We start from the raw sequence: 18400 nt of genomic DNA, 5'->3' as shown, positions 1-18400 counted from the left end.
GGCAGGAGGTTCAGGACGACTTCAACTGCAGTGCCGGTGCGACCTGGATGGCGCGCCAGGACGGCAGGATGCCGGCGAGCAGGCTCGCGGCGATCGCAATGGCGAATGTCAGCAGCAGCATCGTGATATCCAGATGCGCCAGCGCGGCGTAATCCACCGGTTGCTGACGCACGGCCCACAGCCCCAGCCACGCCAGCCCAAGTCCGCCGATGCCGCCGGCCAGGCCGATGGTCCCTGCCTCCACCAGGCACTGCGCAAAGATTGCGCCACGCGACGCGCCAAGCGCACGCCGCACGCCAATCTCTCCGCTGCGGCGCAGGAATTTCGCCAGCAACAGGCCGACCGTGTTGAGCAGGCACACCAGCAGAAAGCCCATGGCCAGCCACAACTGCAGACGGACGTCGCTGGGAACCACCTTGTTGTAGTCCAGCCACTGCATCACGTTGCGCAGGCGCACATTGTTGGGCCGGGTAAAGCGCCCGGCGGCACGTTGTTGATCGGAATAGTTTTCGAGGTAGGCCTTGTAGTCGCCCGCTTGCTTGGCATTTTCCAGCTCCACCCAGTACTGCACCCAGGTGCAGGGCGCATTCAGCGCGGTGGTGTCGCCCGCCTCGACCTTGCCGGAGCAGTTGGTCCCGCCGGCGTGGGCCAATTTCAGATCCATCGCCGTACTGAACGGCACATACAGCTGTTCGTTCGAGCCGTAGGTGTCTGTGATGTCGTAGAAGCGTGGGTCGATCTTCCAGGTATCCAGGACGCCGACGATACGGAAGGTGTTCTTGTCCACGCGCACTTCGCGCCCGACGCTGTTGCCACCGTCGAACAGCTTTTCGTTCAGCGACTTGCTGATCACCGCGACACGTTCGTGCCGCTCGTCGCTTGTGCCGGACCACGCTTGGCCGTAGAGCAAGGGCACGTCGAACATCGCAAAGAAATCGGCCGAAGTGAAACGAGCGTTTAGCTTGAAAGGACTCAATCCACTGCGCTGTGGCTCGATCGCGACACTTCCGCCTGACATCATCGCCTGACGCATGGCGCGCTTCTCACGCAGCAGCGCCTCGGCGTCGAAGCGGGTGGACTGGTAATCGGGCTCGTCTCCCGGCTGATAGCCGGACTTCGGTTCCGCATCCACCTGCACATAGAACAACCGATCGCTCTTTTGCGGAATCGGGTCGCCCGACAACACATGGAACACCGTCAGCGTGGTCATGCTGGCGCCGATACCCAGCGCGATGGCCAGCACCATCAGTGCGGTCAGCACCTTGTTGCGGCGGAAGCTGCGTACCGCAAGATTGAAGTAGTAGCCGAACATGGGTGGGCTCCTCAGTCGGCCAGGGTTGCAACGGCGGCAGGCGTGCGCATCAGGCTGGGATTGCGTTCCAGGTCGGTGGCCTGCCCGTCGACGATGTGCACGTTGCGCTGCGCGCGTGCGGCCAGTTCCGGATCGTGGGTGACCATGACGATGGTGGTGCCCTGGCTGTTGATCTCTTCCAGCAGTTCCATCACCCCGCGCGCCATTTGCGAATCGAGGTTGCCGGTGGGTTCGTCGGCCAGCAGCAAGCGTGGACTGCCGGCCAGTGCGCGCGCAATCGCAGCGCGCTGCTGTTGCCCACCGGAGAGTTCGGTGGGGTAGTGACGCAGGCGCGAGCCCAGGCCGACCTTGGTCAGTGCCTCTTCGATGCGCTGCTTGCGCTCGGCTGCCGCCATACCGCGATACCGCAGCGGCACATCGACGTTGTCGAACAGGTTGAGGTCGGGAATCAGATTGAAGCCCTGGAAGATGAAGCCGATCTTGCGGTTGCGCAGGCGCGAACGTGCATCGTCGGACAGATGGCTGACGTCTTCGCCATCGAGCAGATACTGCCCGCTGGTGAAGGTTTCCAGCAGCCCGGCCAGGTTGAGGAAGGTGGTCTTGCCCGAGCCGGAGGGGCCGGTGACCGCGACGAACTCGCCTTCGCGCACATGCAGGTCCAGCGACCGCAGCGCATGCGTTTCCACCTGTTCGGTGCGGAAGACCTTGGAGACCGCTTGCATCTTGAGCATTGCCGATTCCTTTGCGAAGAGAGTGTGCGACGAGTGGAAATGAGTGAATCAGTGGACGGTGACGCGCGGTGCGTCGCCAAAGTTGTCTGCACCGGAGACCACCACGCGGTCGCCGACCTGTAGCCCGGAGAGCACCTGCACTTCGCCCAGGCTGCTGACACCGAGCGTGACCGGGCGCCGCGCGGCGGTGTTGCCATCCATCACATAGGCATAGCTGCCGCCGGATTGTTCGACAAACGGGCCGCGTTCGACCTTGAGCACGTTGCGGCGCGTGTCCATCAACACGCGTGCGCTCATGCGCTGGCTCTGGCGCAGGCCTGGCGGCTGCTTGTCGGTGAAGCGGATGCGCGCGGTGACTTCGCCATTGACCACTTCCGGCGACACTGCCGAGATGGCGCCGGCGAACGGTTGGCCGCTGCCGCTGGTGAGCTGGGCCGGCATGCCGATCGCCAGATCGCGGGCGAAACTCTCCGGCACCTTGATCTCCACTTCGAACTTGGACAGATCCACCACGCCCAGAATCGGCGCGTTCGCCGCCACCTGGGTGTGCTGCACCGCCTGCACCTGGCCGACCTGGCCATCGAAGGGCGAGCGCAGCGTGAGCGCGTCCACCTGGCGCTGCACTTCGGCCACCACTGCGCGTTGGCGGTCTGCCAGCAGGCGCTTGTTGCGCGAATCCAGGTCCGCACCCTGGCTCTTCAACGCGGCATCGCGCTGGGCGTGCTGCAGGTCGATATCGGTCTTCTTCAAGGTGTCCTGCGCCTTGGCCAGTTCCACCTGCGGCACGGCGCCACCGTCGTAGCCGCGTTGGTAGCGCTCCAGGTCGCGTGCGGCAGCCTGCTTGTCGATCTGGGCCTGGTCGGTGAGCTTGCTGGCGTTGGCACGCGCCAGGGTGGCATCCAGGGCCGCGCGGCTGGATTCGGCCTCCAGGCCGGCCAGGGTGGCCTGCTCCTGCGCCAGCTTGCTACGCAGCTCGGGGCTGTCGATGCGCGCCAGTTCCTGGCCCTGCTTGACGACGTCGCCAGCCACCACGCTCAGCGTCACCGTGCCGGCAGAGATGGCGTACAGCACCGGGCTGTTGGCGGCGATCACGCGGCCGTCGGCGGCGATGTCGCGTACCAGGTCGCCTCGGGTGACGGTGGCAACGCGCACGCGGCTGGCGTCGAACGAGCGGCTGCCGGCGCTCCACGCAGTCACGGCCCAGCCGATCCCGGCAAGCACCGTCACCGCGGCGACGCCAGGCCACAGCCAACGGCGCCATGGCGCGCGCTGGGCGGGTGTGCGGAGAACCTGGTCCTGGGCAGAGGTATCGCGAATCATGGTCGGCTGGCTCGGTGGCGTCACTGCGATAAAGCAGGACCCGTGCCAACGTTCAAGTCATTGAAATGGATGGTTTTGTTGGCGTGGCGACCGGTGTCCGCAGTGTCCGCGGACACTGGGGGCGGACACGCTGTCCGGGCACGGTCATGCAGCGGACAAGAGCGGACACGCTAAAATGTCCGACTTCTTTTGCGAGAGCTGTCCTATGTGCGGCATTGTCGGAGCGATCGCCGGGCGCGATGTGGTCCCGGTCCTGATCGAAGGACTCAAGCGCCTGGAGTACCGCGGCTACGATTCCTCCGGCATTGCAGTGCTCGACGGCGTACAGGTGCGCCGGGTGCGCCGCACCGGGCGGGTGGCCGAGATGGCGCAGGCCGCGCAGGCCGAACAGTTCGGCGCCACGCTGGGGATCGGCCACACCCGCTGGGCCACCCATGGCGGCGTCACCGAAGCCAACGCGCACCCGCACATCAGCGCCGGCGTGGCGCTGGTGCACAACGGCATTATCGAAAACCACGAGGAGCAGCGCGAAAAATTGCGCGCGCTTGGCTACACCTTCGAGTCGCAGACCGACACCGAGGTCATCGCGCATCTGATCCATCATCATCTGGGCAGCGCCGGCGACCTGCTCACCGCGCTGCAGCGCACCGTCAAGGAACTCACCGGTGCCTATGCGCTGGCGGTGATGAGCCAGGCCGAACCGGAACGCTTCGTCTGCGCGCGCATGGGCTGCCCGTTGCTGATCGGGGTGGGTGAGGGGGAAAACTTCGTCGCTTCCGACGTGTCGGCGATCGTGCAGGCCACGCGCCAGGTGATCTTCCTCGAAGAAGGCGACACCGCCGAATTGCACCGCGAAGGCGTGCGCATCTTCGACGGCAACGATGCACCGGTGGAGCGCCCGCTGCACCTGTCGGACGTGTCGCTGGCCTCGCTGGAACTGGGCCCGTTCCGGCATTTCATGCAGAAGGAAATCCACGAGCAGCCGCGCGCCTTGGCCGACACCATCGAGGCGGCGATCGATGCCAAGGGTTTCCCGGCATCGCTGTTCGGCGCCAACGCAGAAGCGGTGTTGCGCGACATTGAAGGCGTGCAGATCCTGGCCTGCGGTACCAGCTACTACGCCGGCATGACCGCCCGTTACTGGATCGAAGCCATTGCGGGGCTGCCGTGCAGCGTGGAGATCGCCAGCGAATACCGCTACCGCGCCGCGTATGCCAACCCGAAGCATCTGATCGTGACCATCTCCCAGTCCGGCGAAACGCTGGACACGATGGAAGCGCTGAAATACGCCAAATCGCTGGGGCATTTGCACACGCTGTCGATCTGCAATGTGCCGGAAAGTGCGATCCCGCGCGCCAGCGAGCTGGTCTGCTACACGCGTGCCGGCGCCGAGATCGGCGTGGCCTCGACCAAGGCCTTCACCACCCAGCTGGCGGTGTTGTTCCAGCTCACCATGGTGTTGGGGAAGTTGCAGGGCCGCATCAGTGACGCCGAAGAAGCCGAGTATCTGGAGCAGCTGCGCTTTTTGCCCGGCAGCGTGCAGCATGCATTGAATCTTGAACCGCAGATCATGGCCTGGGCCGAACGATTTTCGCCGAAGGAGAATGCGCTGTTCCTCGGTCGCGGCCTGCATTATCCGATTGCATTAGAAGGCGCGCTCAAGCTCAAGGAAATCTCATATATCCACGCCGAAGCGTATCCGGCCGGCGAGTTGAAGCATGGGCCGCTGGCACTGGTGGATGCGGCGATGCCGGTGGTGGTGATCGCACCGAACGACCGCCTGCTGGAAAAGGTCAAATCCAACATGCAGGAAGTGCGCGCACGCGGCGGCGAGCTGTTCGTGTTCGCCGACCAGGACAGCCACTTCAGCGACTCCGAAGGCGTGCATGTCATCCGCACCCCACGCCATGCCGGCGTGCTGTCGCCGGTGATCCACACCATCCCGGTGCAGCTGCTGGCTTACCACACCGCCCTGGCACGCGGCACCGATGTGGACAAGCCGCGCAATCTGGCCAAGTCGGTGACGGTGGAGTAAGCGCTGCCGCGGTGCCGTCTGCGCGCACTGCCAGCTGCATGCAGTCGGTGCATGCACGCAGTGCATGTTCGGCTCTGTCGCTGTCATGTTCCAGGATGGCGATTGCGTGCGACGTCGTGCTGGTTGCGCTGACGCGCAACGCGCGAGGTTCAGCTCCTCGCAAAGCAGTCGCCGACGTCCTGCCTATGCACGTGGCGATGCCGCTTCCAGGAGTGGCCGTATCCGTCTGGCGAAGGCGCGGTCGCACTGCCAGCGGCCGGTCCTTAGCGCTCCACCACAGCCTCTGCCAACGCAGTGGCCCAAGTTATGCATAAGCTCCTGGCGAGGGTCCACACCACGCAGGAGGACGTATGCACGAGTCTTTCAAACAGGGGGCGCCGGCCGAGTTGTGGCAGGCGTTGGTGCGCGAGGCGGGGCAGCGGATTGCGCGTCCGCTGGACGAATCGCGCGAGCATTATCTGGTGTTCGTGTTGCTGCGCTTCCAGCGCGATGCGCATCTGCTTTCGCGCACGCAGGCGCTGGCATGGCTGCATGCGCAGGACCAGATCGGTAGCGTGCGGGCCGACGCATTGCGTGACGTGGGAGACGGTTGCCTGCTGATTGCAGGCCTGTTTCCGGGCGTGGCGCAACGCCGGCGCCTCAGTGTGGATTACTTCATCGATCTGGGCAGGGGCGCGTATTCCGAAGTGGCCGACACCCGCTGCAGCGATGCAGGTCTGTTCGCGCAACTGGCCCAGAGCTATCGCGAGCTGGTGCGTATATTGGCCGCATTGCGCACGCCACGCGATTGGCAACCAGGCCCAGGCGGAATCTTGCATGCCTAAGCAGTGAGCATCTGAGGGGCGGTCCCCACACATGCGTGGGGACTGCCCCGACTGCGATGGCGGCCGTGTGCGGGCACACTATCCCTGCAGGACGAACGGCCGGGTGCGTTGTGCCATTACCCGTCGATCAGCGCCCTGCATGTTGGAAGCCGTCGTGTGCGAGCGGTGGCGCATCGGTCGCGCTGCATGGGGGACATGCAGCGCGTCGCACTTATCCATAGGGACAGGGATTCATGAAGACGTGTATCGCGGCGGTGCTATTGGCACTGCCGGGGCTTGCTGTTGCGCAAGACGTGCCGCTGGGCTATGCCGGACAGGGCGGAATGACGCTGCAGGAGATCGACCCTGCCATTTATGCGTATCACTACGACCACGGATTCGTGGGCGAAGATGCGATGGGCTGGGATCCTGCGCTGCAATTCGCCTGGTCGCGCATCGCAGCCGCCAAGGTCTGCGCACAGCAATCGCCGTCCGATGCATTGATCGGCAAGGTGGTGGAGCAGTACGGCAAGGATGCCGGCGTGCACCAGATCAACGGCATTGGCTTCCATGAGGCACAGATGCGGGCGGCTGGTATCTTCTGTACCGCTGCGCGCGTGACCGAAGCCACTGCGGTGGTGCATGCGTTTGCAGGCGGGGATTTCTCCACGGCAACTGCATATGCGGCTGCTGCAGTTGCAGGCACTGTGGCGGTTGCCGCAACACAGGCGCAACCAAGTCTGCAGTCCGATGCAGGCGTTGCCATGACGCCCTCGGCAGATTGGGCCTTGCAGCTCCCATTGCATTCGAGCATGCGGGTGGGCTCGAACGGCCTGCCCAACGGCGACGAAATGCTGCGTGTCGTCCGCCGCGGACATACCGGGATGGTCGTCGGTTTGCAAATTGCCACCAGCCTGTTCGCGCGCGGTGTTGCGGTCTCTGCCTTCGGAAAAGATCAGCTGAAAGGCGAAAAGATGGAGGCCCTGGGGAATCCCGGCTATCAATTGCAGCGCGATGCGGTCAACGCGCATTTGAAGACCTACTTCACCGGGCATCCGCGGGCCGTACCCGCAGAACCGTTCCCGTTGCAGGTGTTGATGTCGGACTGGCTGCTGGTGTATCAGAGCCTGGCCGATACCAAGTCGCCTTACGAGCTGCGCTACGCAGTGACGATCGGTGGGGAGCGCAGCGGCTTCTTGAAGCGCAAGGCGAGCCCGGTCAGTCTGGACTGCGCGCCGACACCGCGTACTGCCTCGCTGGAAGAATGGGAAGCCAACGATTACGCGTTGGTCAAAGCAGCCGCACAAGCCTACAGCGACGAATGCGCAGCGAAATTCGCCGAGCAGTTGCCGCAGTGGTTCCCTGACAGAGAAGCTGTTGCGACGTCCAACTGACGGACCAGTGCTGGTGGCGCCGGATATCCGGCGCCCGATGTGATGGGAAACAGCGCGTAATGCAGGCGTAAACCAGAAGAGGCACCGATCCATCGATCGGTGCCTCTTCTGTGTTTGTGTTGCGCGACGATCAACCGACGCTGCGCGCCTGGCTGCGTTGTTGCTCGTGCTGATCTTGAACCTGCGTCTGCGTCTGCGCTTCCTGCCGCACAGCATTGCTGCTCTGCTCCAGCGGCCGTTCCGCAGCGGTTGCCTTGTCGGTGTAGATCCGCTGATGCGCCGGGTCGGTTGGCTGACCCTGCACGGCAAACAGTCCGTTGCCGTCCTTGCTTTGCGCCACCATGTCGATGCGTTGCATGCCGCTGACCTTGGCTTCGAAGGTCATGTGGCCGGCCGCATTTACCAACTGCTGCCGATTGGCGAAGGCATTCGGACCGAGCTGCTCCAGCTTGTTGACGGCCTGATTGAACAGCGGGTGGTCGGGATTGGTTTTCTCCGAGAGCAGGGGCGTCTTTTCCGCCTGCTTCAACGCAGCCTGCGTATCGCGGCCAACCACGCCATCGTCCTGCAGCCCATGCGCACGCTGGAATGCCTTGACCGCCTCGCTGGTCCGTTGGCCATAGGCGCCGTCAGCCTTGAGTTCGTTACCGCCTGCGTCCTTGTAACCCAGTTGCTGCAGCGCCTGCTGCAATGTGCGCACTTCTGCGCCACGCGCATTTTCGCGCAGGACACCCGGCGCATCAGCGGCGGCGTGTGCCTGGCTGGGTTTGTGCTCGGTCGCTGCGTGAGATTGCTGCTTGTTCTGGCTGCGCTCCTGCAGCAGGTCGCGCGCCTCAGACAGCGGGTCGCTCGCATACAGCTTGACGCCCTTGGCGTGCTTGCGCTCGAGGTAGGAATCCAGCGAACTGAGCTCGACACCCTCGCCGCCACGGGATTGGCTGATCTTGAGCTGGCCATCCTTGGGGTCACGCACCACCATCGTGATGTGGTCGATGCCCTTGTAGCGCCCCTTGTCCCAACTCTGCGGGCCATTGTCCTCGCCGATGATCATGCCTTCCTTGAGGGTCTGGGCAGTCACATCCTTGCCTTGGATCAGCACGCCGGAGCGCAGCTCGGCCTTGCGCAGCAGTTCGGATGCACTGTCGAAACCCGGACTGAACTTTTCGTCCTTGGTGAAGATGGCCTTGCCGGCGCCCTTGTTGATCTCGTCCATGGTCGCGTTCTGCATCTCGACCACCCAGCCAGAACAATCGACCCTGCCTTTGTCGGGATCTTTCGCGCCCAGGCCGTATTTGACGTGATCGTATTTGTTGGTGAGGTCATAGGCTGCGTGAAGCGCAATGCCTTGCGCTGCGGGTTTTTCCGGCTGGGCAGGCGCAGAGTGCGCTGGCGCAGCGTGCGAGGGTGCCTGCTGCGTGGTCGAAATCGGCTCGATGCCTTTTTCAGGAATCCGGATACGGTCCATCTTCGTATCCCAGTACTGCACGAAGGTCTGTGCCATGTCCTTGTCGGACATGCGCCGGAACGTCGCCGAATCGACGCCGGTCAGGGACTTCAGCTCTTTCTCGCCGACATTGTTGAGAATGTTGGCGCGTGTGCTTTCCAGGCCAAAAGATCCCGTGGCGATCGCGGTCTGCAAAGAGCGATAGCCACCGGCGCCTTGCTGATGGGCCAGATACATATCCAGGCCATCGGGCTCGGGCTTGCCCGAAAGGTACGGCCGCCCATCGCGTTCGTGCCGATTGACCAGGCTCGTCCGGTTGTCCAGATACAGCCGCGCTGCTGCGTCGGTATTGGCCACCGCGTCCAGCTCGCGTCCGGCAATGCCGTACTGCTGGGCAGTTGGCGGCGTGAACTGGAATAGTCCTTTCGCACCGCCGGGGCCGCGACTGGCCAACTCGTCGAAGGCGCCGCCAGTCTCTACGTGGGCAAAACGCAGGAAGTCGTCACGCGGAATATTCCGCTCGGCCGCTTCGCGTTCGATGATGTCGAGCACTTGGGCTCGTGAGTAGTTCGTCGGCATCGCTCAAGGTCCTTGATTGAGTGCTGCAGCCACGCGGCTGCAGCGGTACGCCGCCCGAACCAATTCCTTTGGTCCTGTATCAAGGGGTCGGCAAATACGATTTGCTGGCGGCATCGTAGCGGTATTCAACCGTCGCGTCACCCCCGCTCGTCGGGGGAACGGCAGAGACCGTTACCCGCAATGCGGGCAGTCCTGGCTGCTTCACGAACGCAAGCGTGCTGGTGTTCTTGACGCAGGCAATCTTGCCGGGCGCATCTTCGCCACAGTTGGCGCTGTTGTCCTCACCCGCCGGAATGTTGCCGATATAGGTCCAATGCTTGTCGTTGACGTTATCGGTTTCTTTCGGGTTGAACACGAGTGCGTCGTAGGAAAGGATGCGCACGCCCGACTGCAGGCTCCACGTCGGCACGGCCAGCACCAGCCTGCCGTCATCGGTGACAAAGGTCTGTGGTTGACGCGTCGTGTCGACGGTGTTGCCCTGCTCCATACCGCCGAATTCGCCGATGTAAGGCTCTGCGCCAAGCAGCTTCCATGGAGACTTGCTCCCCGGTTCGCTGGCCACAAACGTGGCGTGAGCAAGCGTCACCTTGGTACCAGGGGCAGCATCGTGATTCTCGCGCTCGGCGCCATAGAGCTCGGGCGTTTCCCAGGCGAAGCCGGTGTAATACCGCGTACCGCCGAGTTCGAATTGAAAGCCGTACCAATAATTGATCCAGCTGCCATTGGCGACCTCGTAGGAGGTTGCGCCATCGCCGTCCACGTTGCTGATGAAATACAACACGCTGTCGGTCCGCGGCGGCTGCAATTGCTGGGTCGATCCCTGGGTTGCGTCCTGCATGGGAGGTGCATCCTTTTCTGACGGTTTTGGAGGAGTGCCGGCCGCGGCTGCGGCGGTCTTCGGAGCGGTGGCGTCCGGTGTCGCCTGTGTGCAGGCGGCGATCGTTGCTAGCGCAAGGACAAGTGAAATCTTCCTGACGAGCATTGGGGTGCATCCATTGCGGAGGGCGGCGAAAGTCTACTCCAGCCCGCCGTTGTGTCCAGTCGTTGCACCGGGCCTGGCGGCTCCCGCACGTCGTTGCGGCGCGGGGCTTCCACGTCGCGGATGCGCTGCGTTCGGCCTGTGCATCCGCTGACGCGCCAGCTTGCCGCTGAGCGGCGGACTTACGCCAAGGGCGTATTGGAAATGATCTCCACCCAGTAACCGTCCGGGTCCTTGATGAAGGCCAGGTGCTTCATGCGGCCGTCTTCCAGGCGTTTCTGATACGGCACGTTGAGGCTGTCGAAGCGTGCGCAGGCAGCATGGATGTCTGGCACCGAGATACAGATATGGCCGAAGCCGCGTGGGTCGCTGTTGCCGTCGTGATAGACCGGGCCATCCTGGTTTTCGGTGCCATGGTTGTGGGTGAGTTCGAGCACGCCGGGGATGCCGGCCATCCACAGGCGACGCTGCGCATCGTCATCGGGAATGGCCATGTCTTCGGGCAGCAGCGCGAGAAAATACAGGCTGAATTTTGCGTCGGCAAAATCGCGTGCGTCGAGCAGGCGGAAGCCCAGGACACGGGTATAGAAATCCAGCGACTGTGTTGCGTCCTTGACGCGCAGCATGGTGTGGTTGAACACGAAGCCGTGCGTGTCGGCGGGCGCGGCATTGGCGCCTGGCACGTGTTGCAGATCGTTCAAAGGCATGGCGGTCTCCTGGTGTGGATTGCGGGTGGGGGGTGTTGCGCGAAGGGGGATGGTAGCCAGGGCAGGGTTGTCGGCGTGTCATGGCGAAATGGCAGCGGTTCGAATGCGCTGGCGTTGGAGGAGAGGGCCAACTGCATCTGCCCGTGCCACGATGCCATCGCCTCAAAACCACACGCGCACACCGGCAACAAAGCGGTTGTCGCGTGCGGGCGGATCGTCCATCGCGGCGCGTTGTGCGCTATCGCCGAAGCTGCGGCTGTGCACCCAGCCGATGTACGGCGCGAAGCGGCGGGTAATCTCGTAGCGCAGGCGCAAGCCAAGTTCCACCGCTTCCAGACCGCTGCCAATGCCGCGGCGGTTGTCGTCGGTAAGCGCGATGTCAGCTTCCGCACGCGGCTGCAGGATCAGACGGTTGGTCAGCAGTACCTCGTATTCGCCTTCCAGCCGCAGCGCCGCGCGGCTGCCAGTGCCCACATACAGCGTGGCTTCGGTTTCGAACTTGTAGGGCGCCAGGCCTTGCACGCCGAAAGCCGCCCAGCTGCGATGTTCGCCTGCACCGATGTCCTGGCGCGCGCCGATGAGTACATCCCACCATGGCGAAATGGCATGGCCATAGAACGCTTCCAGCGAGGCAGGTTCGGTGCGCCCGTCGTGCCGTTCACCCTCGCTGCGCAGCCAGAGCCGGTCGATGTCGCCGCCGATCCATGCGCGTGATTCCCAGGCCTGGCCGCTACCGCGATGCGTGTTGGACGCTTCAAGCCGATCGAGCAGGACATAGTGGTTGATACCTGCCGAGTGCATCGTATGCGTGTGCAATGGTGCGAATGCGGCGGCGATGTCGTCCGCCGTGGGTGGGGGAATGGGGTCGCGAGGGAGTGGGTGACTGCGTGTCTCGGCGGGTGATGCAGGAGTTTGTGCAGCGTGTGTGGGCTGCGTGTGGTGCATCTTGGAGTGATCCATCGACGCGTGATCCATCGCCTGGTGGTGCATGGATGCATCGCCCATGGATCCATGCTTCATCGATTCATCGTCCATGGGGCCGGTACCCGTGTCAGCGTGCGCCATGTGAGCGTGGTCCATGTGAGCGGCCTGAGATGAGGCAGGGGTCGTCTGCATGCCATCGGTCACTTGCATCGCATGGTCCTGCATGTCCTGCGGTGCGTCCTCCAGCGCATCGTGCTGATGCTCCTGCGCAAGTGCAGATGCGCTCGCCAGGAACGCAGCAGCCAACCAGGCCTGTGTGCGAAAGCGACTCATGCCTCCACCCGCACTTCGCGCATCATTCCTGCTTCCATGTGGTACAGCAGATGACAGTGATAGGCCCAGCGGCCGAGCGCATCGGCACGCACGCGGTAGGTGCGGCGGGTGCCCGGCGGCATGTCGATGGTGTGCTTGCGTACCTGGAAGTTGCCGTGTGCATCTTCCAGGTCGCTCCACATGCCATGCAGGTGAATCGGGTGCTGCATCATGGTGTCGTTGACCAGCACGATACGCAGCCGCTCGCCGTATTGCAGACGCAAGGGTTGCGCGGAAGCGAACGCGATGCCATCGAAGGACCAGGCGAATTTTTCCATATGCCCGGTCAGATGCAGCTCGATGTCGCGCCCGGGTTCGCGCCCATCCGGATCCTCGAACACGCTATGCAGATCGGCGTAGCACAGCACGCGGCGGCCGTTGTCGCGCAGGCCCACGCCGGGGTCGTCCAGGCGCGGTGCGGTGGCATTGCTGCGCATGTCGATCAGCGGGTTGCCGGTTTCGCTGGCGGGATGATGCGGCGCCTTGTCGTGTGCCTGGGCATCGTCGTGCGAGTGCATGGTGTGCGTCCCATGCGCCGCCAACATCCCGGGCGCGCCGTGCATTGCGGGTAGCGCGTGGTGCATCCCATCGCCATGTCCCATGTCCTGCATGGTCAGGATGGCGCGCCGATCCAGTGCGGGAATCGGCGCCTGCAAGCCGTGTTGCACTGCCAGCGTGCCACAGGCAAAGCCGGTGCGGCCCATGTCCTGCGCGAATAACGTAAACGCATCCTGGCCGAGCGGTTCGACGATCACGTCGAAGGTCTCGGCCGCGGCGATGCGCAGTTCGTCCACGCTGACCGGATGCACGTACTGCCCGTCGGCGGCCACCACGGTCATGCGCAGGCCGGGAATACGGATGTCGAAGTAGGTCATCGACGAGCCGTTGATGAAACGCAGCAACACCTTTTCGCCTGGCTTGAACAACCCGGTCCAGTTGCCGGCCGGCGCCACGCCGTTGAGCAGGTAGGTGTAGGTGTTGGCGTTGACGTCGGACAGGTCGGTCGGGGTCATGCGCATGCGCCCCCACATGCCGCGGTCGGCCAGCGTGGCGCGCAGGCCGTCGTCGCGCGCATCGCGCAGGAAATCGACGACCGTGCGCTGCGCGTAATTGTCGTGGCTGGGCATCTGCTTGAGCCGGCGGAACAGGGCGGCCGGGTCCAGGTCGGTCCAGTCCGAGAGCAGCACCACATGCTCGCGATCGTGCCGGTACGGCGGCGGCGTCAGCGGGTCGATGACGATGGCGCCATACAGCCCGGACTGCTCCTGAAACATCGAATGGCTGTGGTACCAGTAGGTGCCGGACTGGCGCAGCGCAAAGCGGTAGTGATACTCCTGGCCCGGCGCGATGCCGTCGAAACTCATCCCCGGCACGCCGTCCATGTTGGCCGGCAGCAACAGGCCATGCCAATGCACCGAGGTGGGTTGGTCGGTCAGCGCGTTACGCACGCGCACGCCCACCGTGTCGCCCTCGCGCCAGCGCAGGGTAGGCGCCGGCAGGCTCTGGTTGACCGTGATTGCGGAGCGGGTGTGTCCGGTGAAGTTCACCGGCAGGCGGCCGATCTGCAGCGACTGGCTGCTTCCACGTAGCACCGGCGTGGTGGCCTGGGCGGCGGCGCGCGCGTCGTAGCGCCACAGGCCGCTGGCTGCGGCGACGCCGCCCAGGGCCAGGCCCTGGACGAAGCGGCGCCGGCTCAGGCCGCTGGCGGTTGAGCCGTGGGAAAACGGGGGATCGAAAGACATGACATCTCCTGCGCGCTCCATCGGCAAGATGGAGCGCAGCGCAAAACTGAGGAAACCCGCGCAAGCACGCGCGGGGCCGAGGACGGCCAAGGCAGGGCCGTCGGCGCTCAGGCGATGGGAGGTCGTACCGGTTGGTCGGGCAGCGGGCTGCTGCGCCCCTCGGTCAGGGTGTCCGGCACCGCCGGGTGGCCGAGCAGGCCGGCGGCTACGGCAGGCAAGGTCAACAAGGCGAGGCTGGCGTGCTGCAGGCAATCGCAGCTGCCCAGCTTGCAGCAGTCGGGCGCGTGCGCACGCGTGGCCTTGTCGTGCCACTGCATGGCTGTCGGCGTAGGCATCGCCTCATGGCACGGCACGGCTGCCGGTGACTCGCTCTGGGTCGCGGCGGTGCCTCCCGCCATGGTCACGGCGGGCATCGCGCCCGACGCCATTGCCGGCATGGCCATGCCCACCGACGCCCACGCGCCGGTGGCCGTATTGGCAACCAGGCTCAGGCACAGCAGCAGGCGGAGCAGGCGATGCAGCACAGGTAGTCGCGGCAGTGACAGGTGCAGCGAGCATAGCATCGGCCCCCAGCTGTCCGCCCGATGCGCTGGGTGCGTAAGCGGGCAGGTGGGGGCGGTAGAATTGAGGCTACTTTTGCAGCCAAGTCCTGCCATGTCGCAGCGCCAGTGGGTGGCCGCCGCCATCCGGAAGATCGAGGCCGATTTCAATCGTTCGGCCGACACCCACCTGATTCCGATGGAACTGCCGGGCTATCCAGGCATCGACCTGTACTTCAAGGACGAGTCCAGCCACCCGACCGGCAGCCTCAAGCACCGCCTGGCGCGCTCGCTGTTCCTGTACGCGCTCACCAATGGCTGGCTGCGCGCCGGGCGCCCGGTGATCGAGGCGTCCAGTGGCTCCACGGCCATTTCCGAAGCATATTTCGCGCGCCTGCTGGGCGTGCCCTTCATCGCGGTGATGCCCGCCTCGACCTCGCCGGAGAAGATCGCCGCGATTCAATTCCAGGGCGGCCGCTGCCACCTGGTCGAACGCGCCTGCGACCTGGACAGCGCCTCGCACCAGCTCGCACGCGAGACCGGCGGGCACTTCATGGACCAGTTCACCTATGCCGAGCGTGCCACTGACTGGCGCGCCAACAACAACATCGCCGAATCGATCTTCAAGCAACTGGCCGAAGAGCCGCACCCGATCCCGGACTGGATCGTCTGCAGCCCCGGCACCGGCGGTACCAGCGCCACCCTGGGCCGCTACGTGCGCTATCGGCGCCATGCCACCCGCATCCTGTGCGCCGACCCGGAAGTGTCGGTGTTCTTCGACGGCTATTGCCGCGCAGTGGACGGCCAATGCCCCAAGGAGCTGGCCACCACCGGCGGTTCGCGCATCGAAGGCATCGGCCGCCCGCGGGTGGAATCGAGCTTCATTGCCAGCTGCGTGGATGTGATGATCAAGGTGCCCGATGCGCTGAGCCTGGCGGCCATGCGCCACGTCAGCGCCACGCTGGGCCGCCGCGTGGGCGGCTCCACCGGCACCAACTTCGTCGGCGTGCTGCAGGCTGCCCGGCGCATGCGCGACGAAGGCCGGCACGGTTCCATCGTCACCATCCTGTGCGATGCCGGCGAACGATACGCGCACAGTTATTACGACCCGGCCTGGTACCAGGCGCGCGCGATCGATGTCAGCGACAGCGATACAGCCATTGCGCTGGCCGTGAACGGCGGCGATTTGCCTGCCTTGCCTTGTGCGGCGCTGGAATGACCGCCATATCCGGGACGTAGGCATCAAGGCGCTGCGCTCACCGCCACGCCTGTGCGATCGGTGTTCGCAGTCGGCAGGTGAGCACGGCACCGTGCCCTCGGTGCCGTGCTCACCTGCTGACGGTTGCCTGCCACGTTTGCCGATCCTTGAATCCACTCATCCAGTCCATTGCCGGAGCGCTCCATGACCAACCCGCTGCTCGATCTGTCCGGACTGCCGTCCTTCGATGCGATCGGCCCCGAACACGTGGGCCCGGCGATCGACCAATTGCTCGCCGAGGCCGAGGCGGCGGTGAAGGCGGCCGAGCAGGTCAGCCCGGTGCGCTGGGACAGCTTCGTCACGCCGCTGGACGATGCCACCGAGCGGCTATGGCGTGCGTGGGGGCAGGTGGGTCACCTGCAGGCGGTGGTCAACACGCCCGAGCTGCGCGAGGCCTATAACAGCAACCTGCCCAAGGTGAGCCGCTTCGGCAGCGCGCTGGCGCAGAATCTGGCGCTGTATGCGCAATACAAGGCGCTGGCGCAATCGCCGGAAGCCGCACACTTCGATGAGGCGCGTCGCAAGGTGCTGGAAAATGCGCTACGCGATTTCCGCTTGGGCGGTGCAGAACTCGATGATGCCTCCAAGGCGCGGTTCGCACAGATCCAGGAAGAACTCTCGGCGTTGGCAGCCAGGTTCTCGCAGAACGTACTCGACGCCACCGATGCGTGGTCGTACGTGACCGAAGACCAGACCCAGCTGTCGGGCCTGCCGGCAGAAGTGATTGCCGCCGCACGCGCCGCCGCCGAAAAGGACGGCGTGCCGGGCTGGAAATTCACCTTGCAGATGCCGTGCTATCTACCGGTGCAGAGCGATGCCGACAGCCGCGACCTGCGCGCGCGGCTGTATCGCGCCAATGCCGAGCGTGCGTCCGAATTCGGCGATGCCACGCTGGACAACAGCGCCAACATCGATCGCATCCTGGCCCTGCGCGCCGAGTTGGCGCAGCTGCTCGGCTTTGCCAGTTACGCCGACTATTCGGTTGCCACCAAGATGGCGCAGAGCCCCGACGAGGTGATGGGCTTCCTGCGCGATCTGGCCGCGCGCGCCAAGCCGCATGCACAGCGCGACCGCGCCGAGCTGGAAGCCTTTGCGCGCGACGAGTTGGGTCTGGATGAACTGCAGGCCTGGGACCTGGCCTACGCCTCGGAAAAACTCAAGCAGGCGCGTTACAGCTTTTCCGAGCAGGAGGTGAAGCAGTACTTCACCGAACCGAAGGTACTGGCCGGCCTGTTCGATGTGATCCACAGCCTGTACGGGCTCACCGTCAAACCCGACAGCGCGCCGGTGTGGCACCCGGACGTGCGGTTCTACCGGGTGGAAGATGCGCAAGGCACCCTGGTTGGCCAGTTCTATCTGGACTTGTACGCGCGCGAAGGCAAACGCGGCGGCGCGTGGATGGACGATTGCCGCAATCGCCGCGACACCGCCAACGGCGTGCAGACGCCGCTGGTGTATCTGGTGTGCAACTTCGGGCGCGGCAGCGGCGATGCACCGGCCACCTTCCGCCACGGCGAAGTCACCACGCTGTTCCATGAAATGGGCCACGGCCTGCATCAGTTGCTCACGCAGATTGGCGAGCTGGGCGTGGCCGGCATCAATGGCGTGGAATGGGACGCGGTAGAGCTGCCCAGCCAGTTCATGGAAAACTTCTGCTGGGAGTGGGAGCGCGTGCAGGCGATGACCGCGCACGTTCAGACCGGCGAACCGCTGCCGCGGAACCTGTTCGATCGCCTGCTGGCGGCGCGCAATTTCCAGAGCGGCATGTTCACCGTGCGTCAGCTGGAATTCGCCTTGTTCGACATGCAACTGCACAGCACCTACGACCCCTCGCAGGACAACGTGCTGCAATTGATCGAGCGCGTGCGCGACGAAGTGGCGGTCAATCGGCCGCCGGCATGGAATCGCTTCCCGCATCAGTTCAGCCATATTTTTGCAGGTGGCTATGCGGCCGGCTATTACAGCTACAAGTGGGCCGAAGTGCTCAGCGCCGATGCCTATGCCGCATTCGAAGAGGCGCCCGACCAACTGGAGCAGACCGGCGCACGGTTCCGCGCCGAGGTGCTTGCGCGTGGCGGCAGTCGTCCGGCAGCGGAGAACTTCCGCGCGTTCCGCGGTCGGGCCCCGACCATCGATGCGCTGCTACGGCATAACGGCATGGCGGGCTGACGGCGCCGATGGCGCAGTCGTCACCTGCTACCGTCGCCACGGCGTTCGCATTGCATTGAGGTGAGCTGTCCTATAACCGCGACCTGGCGCCT

At 64.6% G+C, this 18400-nt stretch carries 14 protein-coding genes; 5 read left to right on the top strand and 9 right to left on the bottom strand.

The window, feature by feature from the left end; all coding sequences use genetic code 11:
- Nucleotides 1–10 precede the first annotated feature (10 nt).
- From ACCQ15_RS17900 to ACCQ15_RS17890, 3 genes are read right to left on the bottom strand one after another with little or no spacing between them, the layout of a single operon-like run.
- On the bottom strand, nt 11–1312 hold the full coding sequence (locus ACCQ15_RS17900; RefSeq protein WP_029820328.1) for an ABC transporter permease: 1302 nt from the start codon (nt 1310–1312) through the stop codon (nt 11–13).
- 11 nt (nt 1313–1323) lie between these two features.
- Nucleotides 1324–2043 (bottom strand): ABC transporter ATP-binding protein, encoded by a 720-nt coding sequence (locus ACCQ15_RS17895; RefSeq protein WP_011348648.1) that lies wholly within the window; start codon nt 2041–2043, stop codon nt 1324–1326.
- A 48-nt stretch (nt 2044–2091) separates the two neighbouring features.
- Nucleotides 2092–3363: an efflux RND transporter periplasmic adaptor subunit gene (locus tag ACCQ15_RS17890; RefSeq protein ID WP_008571028.1), complete on the bottom strand. Its 1272-nt coding sequence runs from the start codon at nt 3361–3363 to the stop codon at nt 2092–2094.
- A gap of 205 nt (nt 3364–3568) precedes the next feature.
- On the opposite strand from ACCQ15_RS17890, the gene glmS reads away from it, so the two are divergent.
- From glmS to ACCQ15_RS17875, 3 genes are all read left to right on the top strand, one after another.
- Nucleotides 3569–5398 (top strand): glutamine--fructose-6-phosphate transaminase (isomerizing), encoded by a 1830-nt coding sequence (gene glmS / locus ACCQ15_RS17885; protein ID WP_005914722.1) that lies wholly within the window; start codon nt 3569–3571, stop codon nt 5396–5398.
- A 350-nt stretch (nt 5399–5748) separates the two neighbouring features.
- Nucleotides 5749–6222 carry a hypothetical protein gene (locus tag ACCQ15_RS17880; RefSeq protein ID WP_005914723.1) on the top strand — a complete coding sequence of 158 codons (474 nt, stop codon included), beginning with the start codon at nt 5749–5751 and terminating at the stop codon, nt 6220–6222.
- Nucleotides 6223–6455: 233 nt separating this feature from the next.
- Entirely contained in the window at nt 6456–7595 is a 1140-nt protein-coding gene (locus ACCQ15_RS17875; protein ID WP_372380868.1) for a hypothetical protein, read from the top strand.
- Between the two features lie 130 nt (nt 7596–7725).
- Here ACCQ15_RS17875 and ACCQ15_RS17870 read toward each other — a convergent pair whose 3' ends face one another.
- The 6 genes from ACCQ15_RS17870 to ACCQ15_RS17845 all read right to left on the bottom strand — a co-directional run bounded on the left by ACCQ15_RS17870 (nt 7726) and on the right by ACCQ15_RS17845 (nt 14905).
- Nucleotides 7726–9591 carry an XVIPCD domain-containing protein gene (locus tag ACCQ15_RS17870; protein ID WP_372381578.1) on the bottom strand — a complete coding sequence of 622 codons (1866 nt, stop codon included), beginning with the start codon at nt 9589–9591 and terminating at the stop codon, nt 7726–7728.
- A gap of 106 nt (nt 9592–9697) precedes the next feature.
- Nucleotides 9698–10456 carry a hypothetical protein gene (locus tag ACCQ15_RS17865; protein WP_008571024.1) on the bottom strand — a complete coding sequence of 253 codons (759 nt, stop codon included), beginning with the start codon at nt 10454–10456 and terminating at the stop codon, nt 9698–9700.
- A gap of 323 nt (nt 10457–10779) precedes the next feature.
- On the bottom strand, nt 10780–11304 hold the full coding sequence (gene gloA, locus ACCQ15_RS17860; RefSeq protein ID WP_014091113.1) for a lactoylglutathione lyase: 525 nt from the start codon (nt 11302–11304) through the stop codon (nt 10780–10782).
- A gap of 162 nt (nt 11305–11466) precedes the next feature.
- Entirely contained in the window at nt 11467–12561 is a 1095-nt protein-coding gene (locus ACCQ15_RS17855) for a copper resistance protein B (protein ID WP_014091112.1), read from the bottom strand.
- Entirely contained in the window at nt 12558–14363 is a 1806-nt protein-coding gene (locus tag ACCQ15_RS17850; RefSeq protein WP_122272308.1) for a copper resistance system multicopper oxidase, read from the bottom strand. The genes ACCQ15_RS17855 and ACCQ15_RS17850 overlap by 4 nt, the downstream gene beginning before the upstream one ends.
- An 86-nt stretch (nt 14364–14449) precedes the next feature.
- Entirely contained in the window at nt 14450–14905 is a 456-nt protein-coding gene (locus ACCQ15_RS17845; RefSeq protein WP_122272309.1) for a CopL family metal-binding regulatory protein, read from the bottom strand.
- A gap of 91 nt (nt 14906–14996) precedes the next feature.
- On the opposite strand from ACCQ15_RS17845, the gene ACCQ15_RS17840 reads away from it, so the two are divergent.
- Both ACCQ15_RS17840 and ACCQ15_RS17835 read left to right on the top strand, forming a co-directional pair.
- Nucleotides 14997–16100: a PLP-dependent cysteine synthase family protein gene (locus ACCQ15_RS17840; protein ID WP_372380867.1), complete on the top strand. Its 1104-nt coding sequence runs from the start codon at nt 14997–14999 to the stop codon at nt 16098–16100.
- A gap of 183 nt (nt 16101–16283) precedes the next feature.
- Nucleotides 16284–18308 carry a M3 family metallopeptidase gene (locus ACCQ15_RS17835; protein ID WP_372380866.1) on the top strand — a complete coding sequence of 675 codons (2025 nt, stop codon included), beginning with the start codon at nt 16284–16286 and terminating at the stop codon, nt 18306–18308.
- The last annotated feature ends 92 nt before the right edge of the window (nt 18309–18400 follow it).

Source organism: Xanthomonas sp. NCPPB 1754, assembly GCF_041475725.2.
Taxonomy (GTDB): Bacteria; Pseudomonadota; Gammaproteobacteria; order Xanthomonadales; family Xanthomonadaceae; genus Xanthomonas; species Xanthomonas euvesicatoria.
This window is presented reverse-complemented; position numbering and strand designations above follow the sequence as displayed.